This is a genomic window from Citrobacter sp. Cpo090, from assembly GCF_030332665.1.
Taxonomy (GTDB): domain Bacteria; phylum Pseudomonadota; class Gammaproteobacteria; order Enterobacterales; family Enterobacteriaceae; genus Citrobacter; species Citrobacter portucalensis.
The window spans coordinates 369,180-391,960 of sequence record NZ_JAOWHK010000038.1 but is presented as its reverse complement, the minus strand read 5'-3'; the positions used below and the strand labels follow the sequence as shown (position 1 = coordinate 391,960).

Here is a 22,781-nt window from a genome sequence, read left to right as displayed (position 1 = left end):
TTATTTCCTTATTCTGTAATAGTCTCCATCCTTTCTACGTGGGACTATCTTAAATTCTGTATGTTCTTTATTTACCCCTAATAGACGACCGGAAACGACTATAGCAACGGTATGTGGGTTATCTGGATCTACCCAAATATCACCATCGATTGTGTATTTCACTTTATCGGAATGTTGCTTGATAATATCTGCTGTACTTTCAAAACCTAATTCTTTGAGATTTTTAATACCACTTAGTAGACTGTCATAGTCTGCTTTACTTTCCCAATCTGTACCACCAATAGAATCTAGTACTCTAATGGCAACAATATTACAATCGTTAGTACCGTAACTATAGGGGTGATTTAATGCCTCTTGGCATATTTCATATACTTTACTTATTTGTAACGCCATACTTGATCTTCCTTGTTCACCTGACCCAATAGACTCATAATTGCATCATTGGGGTAATAACTCTGATAGACTGAGTTACTTGCTAATGTTTTTGGAGTTAAGTCTAAACGTTGATAGACACTATTCACGGTAACTTTCATTTCGTTAATCTCACTAAATGGATTTACGGTACATTCAAAGTTTTCAATGAATCCTGAAAACATTCTCTGTTGATAGATGGGAGATGAATCATAGGGGTTTAAAATGACAAGTGAGATATTTAGCTTTGCCTTATCCAATTGACCGGACATTGCCATTATTCGCGTGGCGTTATCCACATTGGAAACTGTAAAATCAATAGTGTCATTACTAATGCCCTTTTCCTCACTAAATGAAGGTAACGAGTCCTGTACTAAATCTGGGAATGGTTCATATATAACACCATTCAGGGAAAGTTGTGTGAATCCATCATTCCAATAGATCGCATTAACTGAACGTGGTAATAAATCAAATGTAGTAACGTGAATACCCATTGACATTAGATCACTAATAGATAAACGTGATAGTGATTCACCGCGTAGTAGTTCCCAATACTTTAATAGAATGGGATTAGTTAAAATTGAATCATCCATTATCTCAAATACTCCGTAGCGTTGAATTGAACTGATGAAACACTTTGAATAGCCATATCAAAACTTTGATCAACATCTAGTGTCGCTGTGATTGTTAGATTGTTATAAATTACAGTTTCACCCATACCAACATTATTACGTAGTTGTGGGAATATAGTTAATTCCGTACCTGTAGTTTCAACAATCTGATAGAGCTTTTTATGATTACTGAACTGTACTAAATCACCCACACGTAATGTATTTTGAGTTGTGGGGATTATCATTGACCCCTTAGCAACTGCCCCCGCTGCGGTAATCGCTCCAGATTCTGAACCTGTATATGTACCCGCTCTACCCAATGATACGTTAAATGGCTTACCCTGCTGATATTCGGCAATAAATGCCTGTACTTCGTGCCTATCTTTAATTTCAAAAGATAGATTAAATTTAATGGTATAGTATTGAATGCCCACACTACGGCGTAGTTCCTCACCCGTCCAAGCACGTTGGGAGTATTGGGGAATAGTACTTGATAGTGTAACTTCACTAACCTTAATATTATTTGAAAAATTCATTTTAGATTCCTTCTAATTATCTCCTGTATTTATAAAGAAAGGGGCATTATGCCCCCTTCCTTATGTATTACGTTTTTGGCTACTTCTAACGGCCTGTGCTACATTATTTTGGTTCTTCTGTAACATCTTATTCCATATTTCAGGATCGTCTACGTTCCCTTTTACGATTAGTGGGGAATAGATTGTTACTTCACCACCACCCGAATATGAACCATTACTACCTTTTTGTTCATCAAGAAACTTAATTAGATCTTGGTTCGCGGCTGGCTGTACTACACGTTCACCCGCTTTTAGTAGGAATGATTTGTTATCCATAGAAGGATCAAGAGAATCCACACCACCGTGGAATTGACCAGACCCCGCACCAGTTGCTGTACTAATAATACTCATACCCATAGCGGCTATTTGAGCATATGCGGGAATATTTTGTGGAAAACCTAATGCTAACGCTGATGCTAACGCTTCTTGGATCTTCATAATAGTCATGGATATAGTTAAACCCTTTTGTACGGCAAAAAATGCCTGTGCCGCACCAGATGATTCACCAAATGCCGCTGCCATACCTTGACCAATTTGACCCATTGAATCTTCCATACTTTGCATTATTTGCATAGTTTCCTGCTGTTGGATCTGTACAGCCTGTGCCGCGTACTTAGCTGTAATTTCAGATTTACGGCGTTCAAAATCTTCATGGCCTTTTAGGAGTAATTCGTTTTGCTGTAATTCAAGATTCATTGCTTCCGTATTACTATCTAATTGACGTTGAGTATTTGCGTTTTGCCCTAATCCCTGTGCCTGTTGATCCGCAAGGTAATTCTTTTGGTTTTGATTTAATGAACCACTTTGTAATAGTCCAATATTGTTTTTCATTGATTGGTTTGGATCTTGATAACCAATCATTTGATTAACCATATCGGTACGCTTAGTTGCGGCACTGGCTTGTTGATCAAGTAATAGCTTGTTTAAATCACCCTGTGATAATCCAAGAGTTTTAGCACTGTCTTTAATCTTCTGTACTAACTCTTTTTGTTGGCGGTCAAACATTGCTAATTGACGCTCATTAGTACCAATCACCATATCTGTAATGGCGGCATCTAATGTCTTTTGAGCATTTAAACGTTCGGTAGCTGCTCTTTTCTGTGCTGCTGCGGCCTTCGCTGCGGCTGCGTCACGTGCCTTTTGAAGTTTATCGGCTTCCTTCTTGGCTTCGTCCTGTTCGCGTTTCTTCTGTTTCTCTTGTAGTTTCTCTTGGCCTTTACCCGCGTCTACTGCGGTCTGTAGATCACCCTGTAATGTACTAATAGAGTTTAGAAGTGTGTCCCTTGCCTGGCTTGTAACTTCAGTAGCTGATACATCGAATTGATCACGTAGAAACTCTGGTATTGCCCCATCACCACCAAAGAAGAAGTTTTTAAATCCACCCTTCATTAGTTCAACTAATTTAGTTTTATCCCAATCTTTATTAAACCATCCATATAAAGTATTAAGTTCTTCAATTGTTGGGGTGATAAATTCATATAAAAATGATTGTCCAGTAGTTGTAAAATCATTTAGGTTTTTATCGAACTGCTCAAATGCTCTAGCACTTTCATTAGTAATCGCGATTGTTTCACTATGGATCTTATTCCATGCTTCACTTGCATTCGCTGACTCTTCTAGTACTTCACCCATACGGGACGCATCACTTGCAACTGATTCAAGCAAGAATTTAGTTTCAGCCACTGATGCCCCTGCCGCTTTAAGGTCATAGAACATCTGTATAACTGCTTTTATACCGCCATCTTTTTGTGTCATAAACTTAATATAGTTGTTAACATCAAGCCCAACACTTTTTAGATCATCCGCGATAGTACCGCCATTTGCGATTGCATCCCCCAACTTATCGAGCGTATCCTGCGAAATATCTGCAAATTTATCTACGGATAGACCTGTACTATAAAACGTTCGTTGTAGTTGCTGTAGTGTCTCTACTGACATTCCCGACTGTTTTGATATTTGGTTTAGTTCTCTTACTGCGTCATTTAATTTTAATACAAGTCCACCAAGTGCCGTTACAGCAAGACCCGCACCAGTAGCTACACCAGTTAGACCCATAGACATAGACCCAAAAGCACCACCAACATCACGTGATAGGCCACCAAGCCCACCACCAATATTTTTACCAAATGAATCAAGTTTCTTTTCTGCGGTATTCAGTGACTTTTCCAGTCCTGTACTATCACCATCAATTTCAACTTTGATTTTTTTATTTTGTGCCATTTACTTTTTCTTCCCTTTCATCATGGCTTGGGCTTTAATCGCATCACCTAATTTATTGAATTCCGATTCTTGCCGTTGCTTGTTTATTCTGGTAATACGCTCTTTACTTGTTTCTCGGTCATCCAGTAAACCTAAAAAGTCGAAATCTTTATATTTGATTTTCTTTGCAAGTTCTTTAGTCATTCCTGGTGTGTTCATTGTCATTGTATGGCATAGGTGCGAATAATACAGCATATCCATTTTAGATCCTGACGGTTCTATAAACTGGTCAAATATAACTAATGCCTCAAATAAATCAGGATCTAAATCTTCAAATTCAACGGGGCTTAATCCCCGCTTGTTAATCATTTTTAGGTAGTAGCGTAATTCTGGAGACTCAATTACTTTTTTTCTACTTCGTCTACTTTATCCATTTCAGTTACAAGTTTTAGAATTGCCCCATATAGTTCATTCTGATATTGAAAATCAATTGATGATACATTAATACGTCCATCAATATCTTCACTTGCAAAAATTGGATCGCCATTTTCATCTTTCACACAATAGATTAGTGTATTTTCAACATTATCACATTTTGAAAAGTCGCGAGCACTTGGACGGTGAATATATACAGTTTCACCCTCTAGTTTATGTTCATATAGTTTTGGCTTTAATTTGTTCTTTAGGTTTTCAATATTCATTTTGTTTCCTTATGGTAATAAAAAAGGTGATAACATACGCTATCACCCTTATTTAGTGTTATTCTCCGATTAGACCGGATTCAATTGCTTCACCATCCACGGCTAAGGTGAATGATTTGGTAACTACCTGATCCTTATCGCCATCAATGGTAGTTGAGGAAACAAAGCAAGTATAAACTACATAGAATCCTGCTGTTTTAGCGGCATCCGTGAAGTACTCTAATTTTACTTGGCAACGTTTTTGCTCATCTGCGAGAGTTTCAAGTTTCTGATGTACCGCATTATCTGGTAGATAGTTAACCTGTAGATCAATGTCTGGAATAGATTTAGTACCAAGTAGCTTACGATTATAAGCACTGTTAAAAGTAACTACATCAATAACTACTGATTCAAAACCTGAAGTAGTAAAAGATGCCACTTCCGGTACTACTTGAAAATCAGTTGCAAGTACCTTACCAGCACTTGTACCGATGGAAACGGTAATATTAGCACCGCTGAAAATGTCCATAGCCATTTATTTTATATCCTTATATAAGTTGCTGTGGGTAGTTCCTCTACCCACGTTGTATTTATTTATTCAATAGTTGCTGTACTAATGCTTTTAGTTCATCAATTTGTTGTTGTTGGTTTTCAATTAGTACCGCTTGTGCTTCTACCTTCGCATCAAGTTCTTTAATTGCGTTGATTTGAAGTGCCTGAACTGCATATGATGTAACACCAAGTAAATTGTCATCACCAATTGAGGAAACGGCTTCCGGTAATACCTTCTGTACTTCCTGTGCGATTAGACCCGCTTCATGTGTAGTGAAAGTATGTTCATTTGGTTCTAGATCGCTACGTTTATCATAGGTATAACCAGTGATTTGTTTGATTTTGTCTAATGCTCCAGTAATTGGTTCAATATTAGATTTCAATCGTTGATCTGATGTACTTAACCAGTTGGACGCAGAGTTAACACCATCCGAACCGAAAATACATCTAGCACTACCAGTAACAATACTTGTGTACCAAATACCAGACGTTGGGTAATAAACTTGCATACCTGCTACGTGGTTTGTTCCCCAATGAGTACATTTCCATATAGAACTAATCATTCCTTGACGTGGCATCTCAACAAGTAAACCTGCGGCTTGATCTCTCCAACCATCCCAGAAATCAACGCCATCTACTTGACCTGCTACTAATGCGTTTGCTGATCCCTGTCGTGCTGGTGATACATACATACCTCGCGTTTGTCCGTCTGGTGTAGTGACACCAATAACACGTGTAGTAGTTAAACCTGAAGGTGTGAAAGTACATAAGTTTAATGAGTCGGTATAAACATCTAAAATACCATCACTACGCTGTTTAAAACCTGTATCGGAATCACCAATAGTTAATGAATTAGTACCAAGTACACTACCAGCACTACCAATAACCATTTGTTGAGTTGCTGTTGTAGACTGACTGGATATATTTGTTGAGTGTAAGTTTTCAATGCCACTTAATGCACCTGTACTTGTAAACTGTAGATAAGCGTTACGGTTTGCTCCATCACCACTATGGATAGTAGTTTTGGGAATTCCATCAGCTTGAATTTCCGTGTACATACGACCAATCGAACGTACACCAGAAGATGTATTGTATAAAGTACTTGCAATGATACCACCGTTATATAATGTGTCGTCACTCCATTGATCGGCAAATACACCGCCAAAGTTAACATTTTGTATGTTACCCAATCCAAGATTAATACGAGCATCTGCTACATTATTTGTTCCAGTGCCACCACCAGTGATAGGTACAATACCGTTTACACCTCCTAATTGATACCATCCCTGCCAATTACCAGTGTGCATTAGATTCTGCCATCTTGCCCCGGTATCTGAAATTGCAGTTACTGCACCATATGCCAATTTACCAGCACCATCTAAACCATGTACGTGTAAGTTATACATTGCCCATCCAATATTTGGAGGACCATTAACTACTGTTGAACCTGATGAATAATAACCACTTTCGGCCTGATCTTTTAAAAACGCTAGAACGTCCGTATTGTTCTCCATCCCAACGGCTCTATTACCAACTGGTGTATTGAATCGGTCAAGTGATCTAGCTTGTTTTGCTGTCGTTGATCCTGTACCGCCCTCACTCAATCCCAACGGTATATACGTACCTGTTGATGAATTATAACCACCCCATTTACCATTATTATCTATTACAAGTGACTTTGTGCCATCCTGGGTGAATACGTGGGTTAAGTTTGGATCTTGGCGTACACGATCTAACTTTAGATTAATTCTAGCACCAGCATCTGTTGTACTTCCTGTACCACCCTGACCAACTCCAAGAGGTAGCCATTTCTGTGTAGTTGAATCAAATACACCCCATGAACCTATACCGCCATTAGAAATACCATAATACTTAGTTCTATCTGGAGAATAAATTACAGTTTCATTTGGATTCTGACCAAAACGATCTAATTCAAGATTTGTACGAGCACCAACTACGTTAGTTGATCCTGTACCGCCATTTGCCACACCCAATGGAATACTATTACCATTAGTGTCTACGTAACGCCAACCGCCATCATTAGCAAGCCTTAATGAATTAGCACCATTTGGACTATGTAAGGCGTTAAAAGCACCGCTTTCTGTATCTGAATTACATTCTAATCCTTGTATCAATAAATTAGTACGGGCTGCTCCAACATCTGACAAATCACTTAGATTACTTTCCGTTTTTAGATATCGCGTATCACTTTCACTTTTTGAAATTAGATCAAGATTAATACGGGCTTGTAGTGCCGTACTCGCATTAGTACCGCCATTTGCAATTGGCACAATATCAAATGTACCTGCGGCCTTAACTCCCAATGCTGAACGGGCATCTGTGGCGTTCTTACTACCTGTACCACCATTAGCCACACTCAAAGGTTGACCCAATGTTAGATTATCGGCCTGTGCTGTACCAAGTGTTGAATTATTAACAGTGATACTTTCACCAGTAATACTTTCAGTTACAGTAAGTGATTTACCACTAATACCATTACTTGCCGTTAGTGAGTCTACATAGATTCCCTTAATGAAAGTTTTAGTACCGTCAATTGATTGATCACCAGTTAATGCTACATATTTTGAATCACCCAAATTACTTGTTAGGATGCGAGTCCATGCCGTTGTTTGGTTTTTAGCGTAGATAGCCAATGACCCGCTTTTAGTCATGGCAAGTGAACTAAATGTATTACCATCAATTAGACCAATACCCATCATATCAGCACTAACGGGATTACCTGCCTGATCTGCGGGAACCTTAATAAAACTATTGCCCGTTGGGGTTACTGGTTCATATTGGGGTACGTCCACAGAATTACTACCAACACCATAGGAACCTTCATATAGTTCCACACTGGCAAGTGCGGTAGCATCACGTACAATCATTTCTGTAGGGGTGAATGTATATGTTTTCTGTACTACCGCATCTTTATCACCGCTTAGGGCTGCTGCGGAAATTCGCCCATTCATTAGGGAATAATCTAATGTACCTTCAGTGTGGCGACGGATAAGAATTAATTGAAATTCCTGTTGTGTTTCTGTTGCTTCATCTAAAAAGGTATGTGTGTAATCACCTGGGATATAGTTAACAGTAATTTCAACGGGATCTACATTCTGTTCACCTGCTAATTGCTCTACATATTCACTATTATATGTTTCTACTTGTGCCATTGCCGCTGCAATATGTAATGTAGGCATAGCGGCAATTTCGCTAATTTGTTCATTACCTGCGTTTTGTGGTAGTCGGTTTGCCGTATCTTCATTATAGAAAATCTTTAATCCATTACCCGTATAAATGTTAGCCATCGTTAATCCTTATTGTTTTTGCGTTGCTACAATATTTATGGAGAACGATAGAGATACATAACCAGTTGTAGGATCTGATACTAATTCACCACTATCAAACGCATATGAAATGAGAGTTACATTATTAGTTTTGAATTCCTTTAATGTGGTATTTTGAAAGTACTCCATAATTACGGAAAATGTATCTGCGGGTGGAGTACTATCAGGTTGCGGCACTAATAGAAATTCAAAGTTGAAAGTTCCAGTTTGTCTATTAGTACCGTAATTTGTTAATTCATAACTTTGATTTACAGATACTAAAATAAACATTTCCTTTCCGGCTTGAATCTTCATGGCCTTTCGGATTGGTTGAATGTTTTCTAAACTGTTTTTAATTGTATTTTTTACGTCACTGAGTAAGGCCATATTACACCCCAAAGTTATTAATTACAGTTGGGCGTATATATATTTCCGTGATTCCACTCAAATCATCATAAATGTTATAAACTGTATAATTGATATTTCTTACTTTTACTATTGAATCTACTTCAATTCCATGATTAGTTACGTCCAATGACTTCATTGAAATAAACGTTTCTGTACTTTCTATAAGTCCTTCTGTGCCACTATCTATGACAACGGGGCGTACATCTACTATTGCCGTACATGTCGCCCCGTTAATTGAAATAGTTTCACCAAAGGCATTTATAAGCACATTCGATTGCTTATCACTAAATGCCCTCATAGTGATTATGCCGCTAGTTTCATTACATAGAATGCTTCAGCGTGTGCTACTGCGTGATCAATATACGCAAAAGTACGTAGTACGATACCTTGTGAAGCACGTAGAGTAGTATCATCACGATCTACAGTTAGACCACCCCAAGAGGCAAGTACAACATTAGAGAAGTCACCGAAAATAACGGAACCTGCTGCAACTTGAGTACTCTCAATTACGCGTACAGAATCACATAGATATGCTTCGAAACGATAGCCTTCAATCATGAATTTTGCTGCGGTATTGTCGCCAACTAGTACACTACGCAATACAGCCGCCGTTGTCGGGTGAACAATTGCTACTACATTATCAATACGTACATTTGCTGCTGCTAGTTTTCCAAGTGCGTCCTGTACATCTTTTTGGGTAATAGCTGCGGATAGAGTACCGTTAGGTGCTGCGGTAACAATTTCAGATAGAATTTCTTTCTCTAGTTTTAGACCAGCACCACGTACCATTGCATCTTGTACATAACGTTCTGCGGTATCTGCGGATTTAATTAGAGTACGGGTAATTGGTACACTACCGGAAAAAGTTTTTGGTTTTAGAACTAGTTTCTCAAAGTTTGCATCTACTAGTGGTGAATCTTCACCTTCATCAATAAATTCAAACATTGCAGTAAAATCACTGGATAGTTTTGGTAGTACTAGATTACCTTCACCTTCAAGACCGGAGAAAGTTTGAATTGGTAGTTGTGCAAATACGGAATTGGCACGTAGTACATCAATATAAGAATCTACATATACTTCTTTAACTAGAGCCGTACCGCCAGTAGTGGTAGAAGTTGCACGTAGTTGATTTACTGGTACTTCAAGACGAGTACCTTCAAATGGTTTACCCTCGGCTGCTTGACGAATTAGACCATTAATTACAGATTTTTCCATTTTGTTATCCTTAACGTTTGGAGTTTTATTATTTGTATTTAGTGAACGTTTAAAATCAGATACGCTAATTCCTTTAGCGATTGCGTCTGATACATCCACTTTTAGTACTTGACCAATTGAAGTTAATTCACGCTTACGTTCTTTTTCAGCTTCATCTTCCATATCTTCGGGATGTTCTGCTTTCCCATCGGCATCTGTGAATTCGCCAACGTCGCGTTTATCTTCTACTTCTACTGGATCTGTACTATTTATTTGATCGGGTTCGATTCCCGCTTGTAGTTTCTTTAAAAGATCTGGACGTTTAGAAACAAGTTCTTCTAATTCACCATCACTTAATTCAATGTTAGCTACACCACCATTTTCATCATTATCAACAATTAGAGTTTCCTTAATGTCGTATGATTCATTATCTAGGCGGGTTTCTTCCATTCCCTCTTGTTCTTCCATGATTCTTTCCTCATCATTAGTATCTTCTGTACTATTTAGTGATTCATCTTCATGGGCTTCTTCTAATTCATCTTCAAGTACATCACGCATTTGATCATCACAACCTAATGCACGTCCGATACCTACTGTTTCATCTGCGGGTACAGTTACTAATGAGATTTCATAAATTTCAAAGTTGGTAACGATAATATTGTTACCTTCCATGCGGTAATCATAGATGTTATAGCCAATACTAATATGTGAAAGAATTCCTTCCTGAATCATTCCCCACATAGTATTACCAAGACCTACATTACTAATCTGTAGTGTGGCACGTCCTACGCGATCTGCGTCCATATGTGCTTCAACTACTGCCCCAAGTAATTTGTCTCGGTCATGGTTGAAAAGTACAGCACCTTTATTATTAAGGCGGCGTAGGTCTACGTTTTCTTCACCACACAAGAGAATTTCAAAATATAGTTTGTCATCAATAATTCGACTTACTGGCTGTTCACTACAAAATGCAACATCAATAGTACGGGCATCTACATTAATTGCCCGAACTGGAATCGTTAGTTCCCTCTTCTGGTTGAGTTTCTTCAAATCCATTTGAATCTTCTTCCTTATTTGTTTGTTTTTCTTTTTCTATTTCCTCTAATGTCAATCGGGGATCGCCTCCCATCTCACTGATAATCTGAGTTTTAGATTTTAAACCCGCATCAAGTAGCATAATTTCGGCCTGAATATCCTTCGTAGGATCTAGGGAAATTGGTTTCACTGGAATATAACGAGCACAAATAAGATCATCGAAATCAGAAAAAGATAGATTAAGAGTATTATTATTTAGCATTTCATTTTTTAACCAGGCTAGATAGATTGGTTTTAGTACTTTACTGATTAGTACATTAGTACGAGTTCTAAAGGTTGTAGCTTGTAGGCGTTCTGCCAACTTTGCCGCACTAAATGAGGCATCGGCTGTTGATCCCATTAGTGATTGTTTAGTTACGTTCAAGCCCATACTAATCTGATCCATTAGTTCACTTGTAAATTCACCAATGCGATCTACACCCGCTTGTGGGTTTACCGTTTTAATGTCTTGGTTTTTACCAAGTTCATATACCGCACCCGCTTCAAGATATTCCGTGTATGTTGCCGTTGAATTTTCTTCGCCAGCTACTAACTCTACTTGGTCGGTATCATTATTATTATTGGTGATATACGCGGTAGTACTTGCTGATACACGTTTAGCAATTAGTGAAGCCTCTGTGAAGTTCTTTAGATCTTCCATAGTCTTGCTTGTACTAATCATGTCTGGAATTCCGCGTTCCTGTCCCATTTGTACGGGAATGAAATAATGACAAATCTCACTTGCCGGAATAATTTCAAATGCTGCTGCGTCAAATGTGTAGGTAATCGGGTTATAGATACAGAAATAATAATTTACGGGTTTATGATTCTTATCAAATTCAATACCATTTGAAATGTAATTCCCATTATCAAGCCATTGGTTATTAAGTTGAGTAAGGCGAGCACCATCAATGATTTCAAGTTTAATAGTACCGTTAATGTTATGAATACGTATGAAGCATTCCCCATCCTGTACCCGTACTTTCTCTACAGTTTGTTGGAAAATATCAAAGGTTAATTGTCCATCAAGACTAAAACGATCCGCATCATATGCCCAACGGTCAAAACGTTTTTCAAGTTTATTACTTAGTTCTTGAAGTTCATTTTCATCCATATCTTCAACTGTAGGGGATGGCTTAACATAAACACCTTCCGCACCTATAACACCATCCACGGATAGATTCATATATTTACTACCCAATGGATTCTTTAGGATTGCTTCACGTGAAGCATTACGCCAATCACTAAGGAACCAACGGATCAAGTTATTGATATTTTGTGAACCCGTACCAGATGTAAAACCAAAACTAATTACGGGGGTACTCATACCGCGTACAGCCTGTAGATCACGCTTTAGGTTTGCCGATGGCTTATCAATGAAACGCTTCTTACTCGCTTGTGGTTTACTTTGTACAGGTTCTGGTTTTTGTTTTCTCCAAAACATTATCGTGTTCCCCATCTATTAGGATAATTAGGATCACGAAAAACGGTTACACTCTTAAATGGTTTACCATTACCATTTACGGGCTGATCGTTCATACTTGCCCATAGAGCATTTGCACGTTTAATATAACGGATACGCATGTTTTCTAGGTTAGTAAGTGACTCACTAATTAGTGTCTTATTATTAATTGTTGTTGAATATACGCCGCCACCAGCTATTTTAGTTTCTATGACTTCATCCAGTTCCTGAATCAATGAAATAAGTTTAGAATATTCGGTAGTGTACTTTGTTGGATCAATTAGTTCTGATACAAAGCTAGTACTTGTACCCTTCGCATTATCGAATAGAATACAAAATAACTTATCACTTGCCCCATTAACCTTAAATGTAATTAATTTGGCTTCTGATGTAGTACTAAAATTATCTATGGTAGTACTATTACCCCCATTTAGATAATTAACTACAAGGGTTGAGTGTGGCGGCATCGTTACATAAAAATCATATGGGTTCATAGTCATATAGATTTTTTCTGGTAAAACATTTGCCATTTTATTTCCTTATTTGCCGAACCATCCTGTACCACCAGTTCTACGTACCGTCCTTTTTGGTGGTGCTTTAATCTGTGATTTTAGTTCTGGTTCTGGTTTGGTTTCTTCTTTATTTATCATGGGCTGTACTTGTACTTGCTCTTTATTTGATGATTTAAATTCTCTAAGTTTTCTATAGGGCTGATTAGTACCCAATTTACTTACGGAATATTCACGAGCAATTAGGGAATAACATAAACAGTCCAATGCTTCGTTTCTTTTTTGGCCTTGTTTAAGTCGCCATTGTAACTTTCCACCCTTCGGTTTTAGTTCTTCGGCAGTTAATTGTTCAAAGTAATCATGTTGTAGAGAACTACTAAAATGTAATTGTGTCGGGGCTAACTGTGGTTCATCACTTAACATATGATTAAGTAATTTACGTATTGTCAATTTACCTTCATGAACATTTAGAATCTGTAGTTTATAACCAGCTTCCGTAGACTTTTTAAACAATGGGGATGTAGTAGAACTACTACCCTTGATTGGGTGATACTTCGCCCAACGGCCTGTGAAGCGTTTCACTGTTTCCGTGGCGTTACCGTTCGATGAATCCACAAATACCGCCAGCGTGGGAATGATGCGGCCTGATGGGGTTTTAAAGTCCTGTCTACAGAATTTATCAAGTTCATTCCATGCGGGGGCTTCAATTTTAGTACAGTCATGTGAATAGAAAAATTCATGACCAAGTACCCATACATTCTTTTCATCAAAGGCAATTACCGTAGACTCTAACCTATCTAATTGCTGATCGGTGGCGATACAGATCCCAAGTGCTTTTTCTGGAATATTATGTAAGTTAAATGAATCATCACGTGTCTGTTCTAACTGGATGATATCAAGTTCTTTTTCATATTCGTTTTCATAAACTTCTCCAAGTTCATTGTTATAGAAAGTTTGAAGGTTAAATGAATATAGGGCATCGGCGTATTTACTTACCATTTCTTCAATGGTATTCAGGGGGCTAATCATACGGCTACATTGAAAACCTACTACGCCCTTTTCACCATTCGGATTAGTGGCAATCCATCGCCCATTGTTTACCATCTGGTGTCTTGTATGTTCATCAATTTCTTTATCACAATGGGGACACATTAACTTGGCAGTGGTTGAATCTGGAATAGCTCTACCATTCTCTAATTGTTTAAATTGAAACTTAACTTGTTCCCATTCAAATTTATATTCATGACCACATTCATGTGTAACGAACCAAAAGCGTTTATCACTTAGATTGAATTCTGAATTAATTAGATCGTTTTTAAATAGTGGAGTACTTGCAACTACTACTAAAGCATCATCACCAAACGTAGAAGTACGGGCTTCAGCCAATTTGATTGGATTACCTTCTTCCCCTACTTCTACGTTTGATACTTCATCAAGTAGAACTGTACTACACGTGATCCCGCGTAGGTTGCCGGGTGTATTAAGGTTTAGCCAGTAGATAAAAGTGCCATTCTTTAATTCGGTTTGTTTGGCGTTGTTTGCGGCATTCTTATCTGATTTATCTGTGACAAGGGGAGATAGTACCGGACTACTTTCAACTACTGGCATGAATTTACCAAGTCTAAACTTCTTGATTTCATCGGCACTACTTGAAGCAAACGCAAAGTTTGCCGGATCATTTGCCATCTTGTTCATGGCTATTGCCGTCATAACCTGCGTCTTGAGAAGTTGCGAACATGCCTGAATTACGATCTTCTTGGTGCTTCTTTCCTGTGCTATATCCATTGGGAGGCACTGAAAGGGAAATGGGAGAAAATCAAGCCCCATAGCTGGACCATCCACCAGCTTCATCACACCACCAGCTTTAATCCAATCACTGGTTTTCTGAATCTTCGGGGGTTTGATCGTCGGTAGTACTTTCTTGAGTAGTGTCGTTAATTTCTTCTTGTTCTTGTTCATCTAATATTTCTTCATCCTCTGGTAGTTCAAATTCCATTTCACCCAATTGATAAAGATGTGTATCTATTACTTCCTTTAATCGGTCGCGTAAATCTTTCGCGTCAGTCATTGCAAATAGTTCAAGATAAATTTTATTGGGGATACTTCTAATAGTGGTTTTAATTTGAAATAGATATGCCGTTAGTACTTGTTCAACATATTCCGTATTTACTACTACATTTTCTTTTTCCATTAATTCAAGTTCGGATAGGCTGGCTTCAGCTTTTAATTTCTTTAGTCGCTCTTGTTCAATCTGTTCTTTAATATCGGTTTCACGCAAGGGACGTATAACATTCTGTACTATCCAAGCACGTGTAGTACTTTCATCAACACCTTCACCGCATGGCATACCTTTATCACGCCATTGCCTAACGGTTGATTCATCATATCCATATTGTTTACCTAATTGGTTTAGGCTAATTGGTTTCATTTTTTATTCCTTATGAATAATTATTCAATTCGTTTCGGGTATGCATTTATTTTGCATTTATATGTAAAACAAAGTGCCGACGAAAATTCGCCTCTTGGACCCACTATGGGAGTACCTTTTGAAAAAATCGTTATAAATCAATGACTTGTTTCTTTTTGTTCTATTTAGGGGTATTGGGGTATCCACCCCTCGTTATGCAGTGTTTATGCACTTTATTGCATAGAGTCTATTAGTACTCGCAATCTGTAGGGAATGGCTTCACCATCAACTGTGCCATGTAGAAGTAGTTCATCACGTAGATCTCTTAATCTATTTAGATGTTTCTTTTCTGTGCCGTTGTATTTACATAGGAGTACTAAGGGATAGACGTTCCCCCCAATTTGAAAGCGTGAATAATCTAATGTTATATATTTATACTTTAGTACTAATGAGTATTGATCTATGAATAGCCCATAACCGTCCTGTGTGGTGATATGAGCGGTTATTAGCTTATCTTTGCGTGACGGTTCATACCCTGAGTAAGTACCGCTTAGAATGGATTGTGTGCCGTTCTGGTAGTGTATGTGAATGGTAGTCATGGTGTGTACTCCTATGCCGTATAGGAGTATTTAGAAATAAAAAAGCCCACTGTGATTAGTGGGCTGGAGTGTTTACTCTTCTAATAGTTCGGGGTGTTGTTGGTAGAATTCGTGAATATCTATTTCACATGCCCCTTCCTTGCGTGTTCCATCATGATTAATCTCTACTACCGTATCTTCATATGGGTTTATTGAATAATGTTTATCATCCTTAGTTTCAACGGTGATAGCATTTAACGTTAGTCCGATTGTTGCCGCACGTTCTGTTAATTCAAGAAAGGTAGTAGTTAGGCGGTTAATATCAATTTGAAGTTCTTTGTTCATCTTATTTCCTCTGTGGTGGTTTTATAGTGTTTTGATTAATTAAATCCCACTTAAGATCATCTAATTCTTTTTGTAGCTTAGTGATCTGTGAGTCCTGTTGCCATAGCCCAATAAAGGCAAAGGCGGCTAAACCGAGTGCTACCCATATCATTTTAATGCCTTAAAGCGTCGGGTTTCTTCTTCCATCTGTAGTGTGTACTTGGACTTCACTACAGGTTGTTTATTGATGACTTTCTTTACGGTAGCTTCCAGTTCTGCCGCTTCAATCTCTTTTGTTTCCTTGCGTGACTCCCTAACATAGTGAATCACTGTAGCAATACCAACTACCCCTAATGTTACGGTAGGTGCTACTACATAACATGCCGTACCTACTGCCATTTGGGTCAATGTGGGGGTTTTACGCCCCTTATCGAATAATCCCATTATGCCCCCTACTTACACTGAGCACGAATTGACGGATTGACTACCGCAAACTTAGATGAAACGTTTTCCATCATCTGGCGTTCCTCTGGCGTACATGGGCGTTTTGGTGTTGTAGTTGTGGTGGTACATGCTGAAATTAGTACAGCAATGATTAGTACAATAATAGTTTTCATGTGACATCCTTATAGTTCGTCATGACCAGTTCCCGAAATTGTGCGGGTGTTGCTTCTGGTACTTTCTTTTTATATCGGCTAAACATCACCATAGCTTTACGGTTAAATTTACCCCGCGTATTAATATGGAATGTTTCTTTTTCATACTTGGCATTGATTGGGTGTGATTCCTGGTATTCAGGACTAAATGCCATTAGTAATTCGTCCACATGTTCCAGCTCTGGATTCTTTGCCAGTAGTGCGACGTATACCGGATCTTTCTTGAGTGTTGGCGGTATCACACCATTCACTATTGAATAGCCACGGCGTTCATCATTCCCACTATCCAGTAGTTCAATACGATAGATCCGGTTGTTTGCTGCTCCCCCCTTCTTAGATGGGGTTGGGCGTTCCTCTATCATGCCCCCTGCCGCCTCTATGAGTTCTTCCACACTGTTAAACCCCGTACCCTTACCTACCAGACCTTTAAGCAGTTCTACGGCTTCCTGTTGCTTCTGGCTACGTATTTGGAGTACTACGTGGTGTACTTCCTTTAGGCGTTCTATCAGGGTTTCAATCTCTACTGGATCGATGGATGCCAGTTCATTACGGCGACGGGCATCACTCTGTAAAACTGCCGTGTTAAAATCTTGTACTAGTAATGACTGAAAAAAAGAATTGGTAAGAGTACGCATGGTTATTCCTTACTTACAGTTATAAAGAGTACCAGTGTATAGTACAGAATTAGTATTTGCACTATTTACATTTTATATCCTCTATGGCACGTGTTAGTACTACATTGTTTACATTAAGTAGTATTTGGTTTATTTCAATTAACTTATAAAGCTGGCGATGTTTTAGTTTACGTATTGTTTTTGCTACCTCCCGATCAATCTTGAATATTACTACCACATCATCAAGTGGTAGTGTGCGGATCTTTTCAATTAAGAATTCGTTTAGTACTTGAATATCCTGTACGCCCACATTCATAGTACATTCCTGATGTTTACCTTCTTACGCTTTAGTAGTGCTATTAGTGCTTCATTGAAGGTTGCATGAAATTGTGTACCACATGAGTAAGGTTTATTACGCCTCTTAGGTTCCTTACTCATTGATACCGAACCCACTTTCTTATTGTGATCATCATATACTTCCGTAATTAGACCACCTGCGATAATGTTTAGCCTCATAGGTTCGCTACTTCATGCCAATCATTCATTTCACGTGCTACATAGTCGAGCATGATCAAGAAATGTTCTTCATCAATCCATCGATTACCGATTTCATTTAGTACATGGGGTAGAAGTGTTACGTTCTTTTCCCAACGGTACATTCCACCGGACATACGGAAAACAGAAAACAGGGGAAGGTTTTCACCATCACGTGTTACTACTACCTGATGCATACCAGTTACTGTATTGATCACTTCATCAAGAGTAAGCCCATATGATTTAGCTTTGATGATAGTTGTAGTAGGTAAACCACGATTTAACATTATAATGCCCCCGCTAGTACAAAAATGGTTATCAGAATTGCTACTAATACATGTTCACGACGAATAGTAATTGTGAAAGTCATTTGTTCCCCTTGGGGGATTTCTCCCCCTTCCATTATGCCAATTCGTGAATCAATACATCTTTGATTGCTTCAAGTTCTGCGGGGCTTGCCACACGTCCCAAGAAGTACCGGACACATACACCTAATAGGGCTTCACGTGATTCACTATGAAAGCAGGGGTGATTATTCAAATCTTTAGTCCGATATTCATCTTTAGTACCGAATTTTAATACCCCATCGGTTAACTCTACGGATACCTGTAAACCGCTTTCAAAAGCCATAAATGCGTACCCTGGCTTTTCCATCTGGTAGGTATCAATCTTAACTACCGTACCGTTCACGTGCTGCTGTACTTCCACGTGGGCATAAAAACCCATTGCCGCTTTATTCAAATCCTTAACGTACTTAGTAGAGAAGTTTTTAAACTTATCCATTTGCGTGTTTCCGTGTTGTTGCCTGAGTGCTAATAGTAGCTACTGCAACTACGTATAGCAACTACTATTTCCAGGGGGTATTGGTAGCACTACTAATAAACATGCGTATGCGTGATTAGCATAATGCGTAGCTACTCATTATACAAAAAGTGCTACTATTTCGATTTGGCGAGATCTATTTGTTTTTGATGTAGGGTACGGGTTTTGATTTAAATCGCTTAGAATGCGTTACAGGCGGTTTTATGGGTATGTACTAATATACAGTAGTAGTTGATAGTACTTGACAAGTTTTAATTTAATAGTACGTGTGATTTGTGGTTGTACTAAGTATTAGTAGTAGCTACTATTAGTACTCACCCAATGGAGGATGCGAAATGGTTACATATAATGAACGTGGGAACATCACTGATGTAATGGTAGATGGCGTGTATATGGGTTGTGTAGTGAAAGGGGAAGATGGGAAGTACAGAACGGTACATAAGAATGAAGCAAAGCCCGGAGAGTTTACGGCGTTCCACTTCGCCGCATACCATGTAGAGAAAGCAAAGCCCCAATAAGGGGCTTTTTATTTGACTGCTTTTAGTAGATAGGTCTTAGTTAGTACATAGTCACGGTAGCTTACCGCACGTATATCATCTTCTGGTTCTACACTATCATCATTAGTATAACTTTGAACAATCTTATACTTGATACCATCAATAGTAATTTCTTCTTGCTTATCTAATGTTTGGGTATGTTCTTTTATGTAGTTTACGGTTAGTTCGATATATACGCCTGAAATCTCTGGAATATCTGTTAGTTTCATTTACTTCTCCCTAAACGAGCATCACGCTCTTTATAAAATTCTAAACTTTCTTTTAGTTCTGCTTCTACTTCTTCCCATCCTTCCAGACCTTCACATAGTATTAGTAGGTTTTCGGATAGCCATGTAATTTCATCTTCACGTTGTTCAATATAGGCTTTTACTTCTGGATGACCATTATCGATATATTGGTTGATGTGTCGTACATCATTGAAATATGTTTGCATATTATTTCCTTAGTTGATTGTAGTACTTTGCCGTTGCCCTTAGTCCTGTACGCTTATTTAGTTCCCCTGCTTTGATGTGTGGCTCTTTTGTGAGTATCTCACGTATCCATTCAAGTTTACTTTCAGTAACCGTTGGCGTGTCTGTTAGGGGTGATTTGGGGATGTAGTCTGGACGGGATTTAGTTTTACTATTCCGATATTTTATTTCATTCTTTATGCTCATAGCTTTGTATTTCCTTTAGTATGTTGTGTAATTTATCAAGTACCGCATAGTACCCACGATTTTTTATTTCATGATGTAACTTTTCATTCTGTACAACTTCATCCCTTTTCCATGTATCGTAAAAGAATGGTATTGCCGTATCCCATATCTGGTAACGTTCTTCATATGCTATTAGGTACGTACTCCCTTCGTATCTTGATACGTGCGTACCTTTCTTTGAAAATGTAATGTCCGTACCATCTTCCATTCGCAATGTTGCTAATTTTACTTTACCCAGTAGTGGTACATGGTGTGGTAGTTCATCTTGGGTAAAGAAATAATCTTTATTTTTCACTGTTACATAACCACTTACAAAAAGTGGGCAATTACGGACAAAGTTATAGTATTCCTGTACGGTGGTTAGTTTCATTTGGTTTCCTCTAAGTAGTGTTTGATGCGGTCGTATACTTCTTGGTGGTGCTCGGTCATGGTGTACTCCTTCTGTACCTGTTCGATTAATGGCGACCCGTTCACACTTCGCGGGGCTGCGTGTTCACTGCGTGGGCGACTACAAGAGACTTTGAATAAATCACTTTGAGTAGTATCTCTTGAGTACCTACGCCTACTGGATTGAGCGAAAGCGAGAAAAGGACGCTTGCGGGTTTTCGATGCGATAGCGAGAAAAACGCAAAGTTTGGTTATTTGTAATTTCTAAGATCAAATGCGAGCAAAGCGAGTGTTTGATCTTCGGAGTTGCTAAACTCCATTTATTCCAAGTATCTATATTATAGTGTTCCATTAATGGACGGGAACCACTACATATAGCGGTATAATGCGGGTTGTAGCCACTATATGTTGGAATAAACACATCCATTAATGGAATAAAACTGTTATTAGTGGAATGAGTTATTCCATTAATGGATGAAAAAATAGCTTTATCTACCATCGATAAAGCCTTGTAACATCACGATAAGATCCTGTGCTGATGCTCCATTGTCCTGTGCGTTCGCCAGTGTCTCATAGAACTGTTTATTACTTAGATAGTACATACCATCTTTCTGTACTTTGAATAGCTTCACGCCCTTTTTATGAGCGTCTACCAGTGCTTTAGAAACTGCCGTAGCTACCCTTCTTACTTTCACTGCTGTAGCTTCTGTGACCCGTCCTGTAAATTCGTCTTGGTGTAGGTCTTGATACAGGTGGAGTTTTGAAAGTACTTTTTCTGTGCTGAATGTAATCAAATGAAATACTATGTAGTAAATCTTGAATCCAGTGTATTTTTTACCATTCCCCATTGGGACACTTGCTATTGCTTCATCAATTATGTTTTTTGCTTCTTTTGTTAGGTCGTTGTCGTAATCACTAAATGATCCGGCAATACGTATAAATGGTGTATTGTCGTAATCTCTTGTTTTGTTTGCCATAATAAATACCTTGTAATTGTTTTAATTAATGGCTGTACTATGACTTTCCTCCCATAGTACAGCCTTTTTTATTTCCTTCCTGTGCGGCGTAGTACACCTTCAATACGTTCAATGATTGCGGGATCTTCATTTCTCAATTGCTCATAGAATGATTTATAGGTTTCCCCCTTCACTAAGCGAGTATATAGAGTGTCATCAGTGTCTTTACCAAATATCCCATGTACATACTTGCGTAAACCATTTTGGCTACATTCACCAAATGAATAATGGTTCATTACTATCATGTACTCTTCATAGGTTAGTTTTTCATTACGCTTAGTACCGCTAACATTGTTTACATCCTTCGGTACTATCTCTATATTTGAACGATGATTATTACGTTTATCTTCATCAATATGATTGTATACATAGGTTGAATGATCTTTAGGTGGTAAGTAGTGACTACCCATTAGATCATGTACATTTAGAATCGTGGGTTTCTGTATGAACATATAACCCCCTTCATCATACCTATCATTGAATGACTGCTTACATAGTCTGAATGAGATAGTATCGAATAGCTGACCTTCTTCACAAATCAATAATTGGGGGTAATGTTTATGTACTTCCCATGTATTAGATTCAAATTGTTTATTTGCTGCGTTTATTTCTCTTGTACTCACTTGTTATCCCCCAAGATTATTTGTTGATTGATTAGATAGTGTATTGCCTGGCTAATAGTTTTGGCTTTACCTTCCTGTACTAATTGAAGTAATAGATTGTTTTGTACTTCACTTAGACGTACACCTACGCTTATGGTTTTCTTTTCTGCCATTATTTTTCCTTTTTTTGTTAAACATTTTCATAAAAATTCAAGCCAAAAGAACCCCCGAATTAACGGGGAATTTCTTGGAGAGATATATTATGTACAGTTATTTATCTTTTGAGCTTGATAGATGGGGCAAATGGAGATAAAAACGGATTTTTACTTGCCTGTACTACTATTATATCACTGAAACGGCGTTTCATCCCAAAATAATTATTGATTTTTTATAACCTGCTGTTTTCTAATGTAATTTAAAATCTCGCATAAAAGGCACACCACCAGCCACACCATACAGCCAATGAATAAGTACTCAATTATGCCAGTAATCATTACTAACCAACCAAGTAGTAGTATTAGAGTTGTTTTAATCCAATTCATTTGTAATCCTCCAAGTACTTTTATTTAGTAAAAAGGGGGCAAAAGC

General features: G+C 38.2%; 27 protein-coding genes. All 27 read right to left on the bottom strand.

The window, feature by feature from the left end:
• The 27 genes from OGY83_RS24265 to OGY83_RS24135 all read right to left on the bottom strand — a co-directional run bounded on the left by OGY83_RS24265 (window position 1) and on the right by OGY83_RS24135 (window position 22,366).
• A complete protein-coding gene (locus OGY83_RS24265; RefSeq protein ID WP_286637082.1) occupies window positions 1-393 on the bottom strand; it encodes a DUF6950 family protein in 393 nt (130 codons plus the stop codon).
• Window positions 378-1,004 (bottom strand): DUF2163 domain-containing protein, encoded by a 627-nt coding sequence (locus tag OGY83_RS24260; protein ID WP_286637081.1) that lies wholly within the window; start codon window positions 1,002-1,004, stop codon window positions 378-380. Before OGY83_RS24260 ends, OGY83_RS24265 begins: the two co-directional genes overlap by 16 nt.
• Window positions 1,004-1,558 (bottom strand): hypothetical protein, encoded by a 555-nt coding sequence (locus OGY83_RS24255; protein ID WP_286637080.1) that lies wholly within the window; start codon window positions 1,556-1,558, stop codon window positions 1,004-1,006. Before OGY83_RS24255 ends, OGY83_RS24260 begins: the two co-directional genes overlap by 1 nt.
• Before the next feature lie 60 nt (window positions 1,559-1,618).
• Entirely contained in the window at window positions 1,619-3,817 is a 2,199-nt protein-coding gene (locus OGY83_RS24250; protein WP_286637079.1) for a phage tail tape measure protein, read from the bottom strand.
• The gene (locus tag OGY83_RS24245) at window positions 3,818-4,057 is read right to left on the bottom strand and encodes a hypothetical protein (RefSeq protein WP_286637078.1); all 240 of its coding nucleotides are present in this window, start codon (window positions 4,055-4,057) and stop codon (window positions 3,818-3,820) included. It abuts the gene before it with no gap.
• Between the two features lie 140 nt (window positions 4,058-4,197).
• Window positions 4,198-4,497 carry a hypothetical protein gene (locus OGY83_RS24240; RefSeq protein WP_286637077.1) on the bottom strand — a complete coding sequence of 100 codons (300 nt, stop codon included), beginning with the start codon at window positions 4,495-4,497 and terminating at the stop codon, window positions 4,198-4,200.
• Between the two features lie 58 nt (window positions 4,498-4,555).
• A complete protein-coding gene (locus tag OGY83_RS24235; protein ID WP_089669740.1) occupies window positions 4,556-5,011 on the bottom strand; it encodes a phage tail tube protein in 456 nt (151 codons plus the stop codon).
• Window positions 5,012-5,066: 55 nt separating this feature from the next.
• Window positions 5,067-8,336, bottom strand: coding sequence for a tail fiber domain-containing protein (locus OGY83_RS24230; RefSeq protein ID WP_286637076.1), 3,270 nt, complete (start codon window positions 8,334-8,336; stop codon window positions 5,067-5,069).
• 9 nt (window positions 8,337-8,345) lie between these two features.
• Complete coding sequence (locus tag OGY83_RS24225; RefSeq protein ID WP_200010504.1) at window positions 8,346-8,741, bottom strand: hypothetical protein; 396 nt, start codon at window positions 8,739-8,741, stop codon at window positions 8,346-8,348.
• Between the two features lies 1 nt (window position 8,742).
• Window positions 8,743-9,060, bottom strand: coding sequence for a hypothetical protein (locus OGY83_RS24220; protein ID WP_286637075.1), 318 nt, complete (start codon window positions 9,058-9,060; stop codon window positions 8,743-8,745).
• Window positions 9,061-9,065: 5 nt separating this feature from the next.
• Complete coding sequence (locus tag OGY83_RS24215) at window positions 9,066-11,012, bottom strand: phage major capsid protein (RefSeq protein WP_286637074.1); 1,947 nt, start codon at window positions 11,010-11,012, stop codon at window positions 9,066-9,068.
• Window positions 10,954-12,474, bottom strand: coding sequence for a phage portal protein (locus OGY83_RS24210; RefSeq protein WP_286637073.1), 1,521 nt, complete (start codon window positions 12,472-12,474; stop codon window positions 10,954-10,956). The genes OGY83_RS24215 and OGY83_RS24210 overlap by 59 nt, the downstream gene beginning before the upstream one ends.
• Window positions 12,474-13,022, bottom strand: a complete 549-nt coding sequence (locus OGY83_RS24205; RefSeq protein WP_286637072.1) for a hypothetical protein — start codon at window positions 13,020-13,022, stop codon at window positions 12,474-12,476. Before OGY83_RS24205 ends, OGY83_RS24210 begins: the two co-directional genes overlap by 1 nt.
• A gap of 9 nt (window positions 13,023-13,031) precedes the next feature.
• Window positions 13,032-14,960: a terminase gpA endonuclease subunit gene (locus OGY83_RS24200; RefSeq protein ID WP_286637071.1), complete on the bottom strand. Its 1,929-nt coding sequence runs from the start codon at window positions 14,958-14,960 to the stop codon at window positions 13,032-13,034.
• Window positions 14,875-15,429, bottom strand: a complete 555-nt coding sequence (locus OGY83_RS24195; protein WP_286637070.1) for a terminase small subunit — start codon at window positions 15,427-15,429, stop codon at window positions 14,875-14,877. Before OGY83_RS24195 ends, OGY83_RS24200 begins: the two co-directional genes overlap by 86 nt.
• Before the next feature lie 650 nt (window positions 15,430-16,079).
• Window positions 16,080-16,331 carry a hypothetical protein gene (locus tag OGY83_RS24190; RefSeq protein WP_191215597.1) on the bottom strand — a complete coding sequence of 84 codons (252 nt, stop codon included), beginning with the start codon at window positions 16,329-16,331 and terminating at the stop codon, window positions 16,080-16,082.
• A 147-nt stretch (window positions 16,332-16,478) separates the two neighbouring features.
• Window positions 16,479-16,754, bottom strand: a complete 276-nt coding sequence (locus OGY83_RS24185; RefSeq protein ID WP_286637069.1) for a hypothetical protein — start codon at window positions 16,752-16,754, stop codon at window positions 16,479-16,481.
• A 169-nt stretch (window positions 16,755-16,923) separates the two neighbouring features.
• Window positions 16,924-17,601 carry a hypothetical protein gene (locus OGY83_RS24180; protein WP_286637068.1) on the bottom strand — a complete coding sequence of 226 codons (678 nt, stop codon included), beginning with the start codon at window positions 17,599-17,601 and terminating at the stop codon, window positions 16,924-16,926.
• A 491-nt stretch (window positions 17,602-18,092) separates the two neighbouring features.
• Window positions 18,093-18,401 (bottom strand): hypothetical protein, encoded by a 309-nt coding sequence (locus OGY83_RS24175; RefSeq protein ID WP_286637067.1) that lies wholly within the window; start codon window positions 18,399-18,401, stop codon window positions 18,093-18,095.
• Between the two features lie 115 nt (window positions 18,402-18,516).
• Complete coding sequence (locus OGY83_RS24170) at window positions 18,517-18,897, bottom strand: hypothetical protein (RefSeq protein ID WP_286637066.1); 381 nt, start codon at window positions 18,895-18,897, stop codon at window positions 18,517-18,519.
• Between the two features lie 565 nt (window positions 18,898-19,462).
• Window positions 19,463-19,702: a hypothetical protein gene (locus OGY83_RS24165; protein WP_286637065.1), complete on the bottom strand. Its 240-nt coding sequence runs from the start codon at window positions 19,700-19,702 to the stop codon at window positions 19,463-19,465.
• Window positions 19,699-19,926 (bottom strand): hypothetical protein, encoded by a 228-nt coding sequence (locus OGY83_RS24160; RefSeq protein ID WP_286637064.1) that lies wholly within the window; start codon window positions 19,924-19,926, stop codon window positions 19,699-19,701. Before OGY83_RS24160 ends, OGY83_RS24165 begins: the two co-directional genes overlap by 4 nt.
• Before the next feature lie 206 nt (window positions 19,927-20,132).
• Entirely contained in the window at window positions 20,133-20,558 is a 426-nt protein-coding gene (locus OGY83_RS24155; RefSeq protein WP_286637063.1) for a hypothetical protein, read from the bottom strand.
• Window positions 20,559-20,750: 192 nt separating this feature from the next.
• Window positions 20,751-21,074 (bottom strand): hypothetical protein, encoded by a 324-nt coding sequence (locus tag OGY83_RS24150; RefSeq protein ID WP_286637062.1) that lies wholly within the window; start codon window positions 21,072-21,074, stop codon window positions 20,751-20,753.
• The gene (locus tag OGY83_RS24145) at window positions 21,064-21,552 is read right to left on the bottom strand and encodes a type 2 periplasmic-binding domain-containing protein (protein ID WP_286637061.1); all 489 of its coding nucleotides are present in this window, start codon (window positions 21,550-21,552) and stop codon (window positions 21,064-21,066) included. Before OGY83_RS24145 ends, OGY83_RS24150 begins: the two co-directional genes overlap by 11 nt.
• Window positions 21,553-21,620: 68 nt before the next feature.
• Complete coding sequence (locus OGY83_RS24140; protein WP_286637060.1) at window positions 21,621-22,214, bottom strand: hypothetical protein; 594 nt, start codon at window positions 22,212-22,214, stop codon at window positions 21,621-21,623.
• The gene (locus tag OGY83_RS24135; protein WP_286637059.1) at window positions 22,211-22,366 is read right to left on the bottom strand and encodes a hypothetical protein; all 156 of its coding nucleotides are present in this window, start codon (window positions 22,364-22,366) and stop codon (window positions 22,211-22,213) included. The genes OGY83_RS24140 and OGY83_RS24135 overlap by 4 nt, the downstream gene beginning before the upstream one ends.
• Window positions 22,367-22,781: the final 415 nt, after the last annotated feature.

Bases quoted from the DNA above. Each gene is read 5' to 3' on its own strand.
- OGY83_RS24175 (WP_286637067.1), bottom strand. From the start codon at position 18,401: ATGTTAAATCGTGGTTTACCTACTACAACTATCATCAAAGCTAAATCA.
- OGY83_RS24190 (WP_191215597.1), bottom strand. From the start codon at position 16,331: ATGAACAAAGAACTTCAAATTGATATTAACCGCCTAACTACTACCTTT.
- OGY83_RS24150 (WP_286637062.1), bottom strand. From the start codon at position 21,074: ATGGTAGATAAAGCTATTTTTTCATCCATTAATGGAATAACTCATTCC.
- OGY83_RS24195 (WP_286637070.1), bottom strand. From the start codon at position 15,429: ATGAAACCAATTAGCCTAAACCAATTAGGTAAACAATATGGATATGAT.
- OGY83_RS24155 (WP_286637063.1), bottom strand. From the start codon at position 20,558: ATGAAACTAACCACCGTACAGGAATACTATAACTTTGTCCGTAATTGC.
- OGY83_RS24205 (WP_286637072.1), bottom strand. From the start codon at position 13,022: ATGGCAAATGTTTTACCAGAAAAAATCTATATGACTATGAACCCATAT.
- OGY83_RS24260 (WP_286637081.1), bottom strand. From the start codon at position 1,004: ATGGATGATTCAATTTTAACTAATCCCATTCTATTAAAGTATTGGGAA.
- OGY83_RS24240 (WP_286637077.1), bottom strand. From the start codon at position 4,497: ATGAATATTGAAAACCTAAAGAACAAATTAAAGCCAAAACTATATGAA.
- OGY83_RS24180 (WP_286637068.1), bottom strand. From the start codon at position 17,601: ATGCGTACTCTTACCAATTCTTTTTTTCAGTCATTACTAGTACAAGAT.
- OGY83_RS24200 (WP_286637071.1), bottom strand. From the start codon at position 14,960: ATGAACAAGAACAAGAAGAAATTAACGACACTACTCAAGAAAGTACTA.
- OGY83_RS24250 (WP_286637079.1), bottom strand. From the start codon at position 3,817: ATGGCACAAAATAAAAAAATCAAAGTTGAAATTGATGGTGATAGTACA.
- OGY83_RS24160 (WP_286637064.1), bottom strand. From the start codon at position 19,926: ATGCAAACATATTTCAATGATGTACGACACATCAACCAATATATCGAT.
- OGY83_RS24170 (WP_286637066.1), bottom strand. From the start codon at position 18,897: ATGGATAAGTTTAAAAACTTCTCTACTAAGTACGTTAAGGATTTGAAT.
- OGY83_RS24165 (WP_286637065.1), bottom strand. From the start codon at position 19,702: ATGAAACTAACAGATATTCCAGAGATTTCAGGCGTATATATCGAACTA.
- OGY83_RS24210 (WP_286637073.1), bottom strand. From the start codon at position 12,474: ATGTTTTGGAGAAAACAAAAACCAGAACCTGTACAAAGTAAACCACAA.
- OGY83_RS24235 (WP_089669740.1), bottom strand. From the start codon at position 5,011: ATGGCTATGGACATTTTCAGCGGTGCTAATATTACCGTTTCCATCGGT.
- OGY83_RS24185 (WP_286637069.1), bottom strand. From the start codon at position 16,754: ATGGGATTATTCGATAAGGGGCGTAAAACCCCCACATTGACCCAAATG.
- OGY83_RS24230 (WP_286637076.1), bottom strand. From the start codon at position 8,336: ATGGCTAACATTTATACGGGTAATGGATTAAAGATTTTCTATAATGAA.
- OGY83_RS24220 (WP_286637075.1), bottom strand. From the start codon at position 9,060: ATGAGGGCATTTAGTGATAAGCAATCGAATGTGCTTATAAATGCCTTT.
- OGY83_RS24135 (WP_286637059.1), bottom strand. From the start codon at position 22,366: ATGGCAGAAAAGAAAACCATAAGCGTAGGTGTACGTCTAAGTGAAGTA.
- OGY83_RS24145 (WP_286637061.1), bottom strand. From the start codon at position 21,552: ATGGCAAACAAAACAAGAGATTACGACAATACACCATTTATACGTATT.
- OGY83_RS24265 (WP_286637082.1), bottom strand. From the start codon at position 393: ATGGCGTTACAAATAAGTAAAGTATATGAAATATGCCAAGAGGCATTA.
- OGY83_RS24255 (WP_286637080.1), bottom strand. From the start codon at position 1,558: ATGAATTTTTCAAATAATATTAAGGTTAGTGAAGTTACACTATCAAGT.
- OGY83_RS24225 (WP_200010504.1), bottom strand. From the start codon at position 8,741: ATGGCCTTACTCAGTGACGTAAAAAATACAATTAAAAACAGTTTAGAA.
- OGY83_RS24245 (WP_286637078.1), bottom strand. From the start codon at position 4,057: ATGGATATGCTGTATTATTCGCACCTATGCCATACAATGACAATGAAC.
- OGY83_RS24215 (WP_286637074.1), bottom strand. From the start codon at position 11,012: ATGGATTTGAAGAAACTCAACCAGAAGAGGGAACTAACGATTCCAGTT.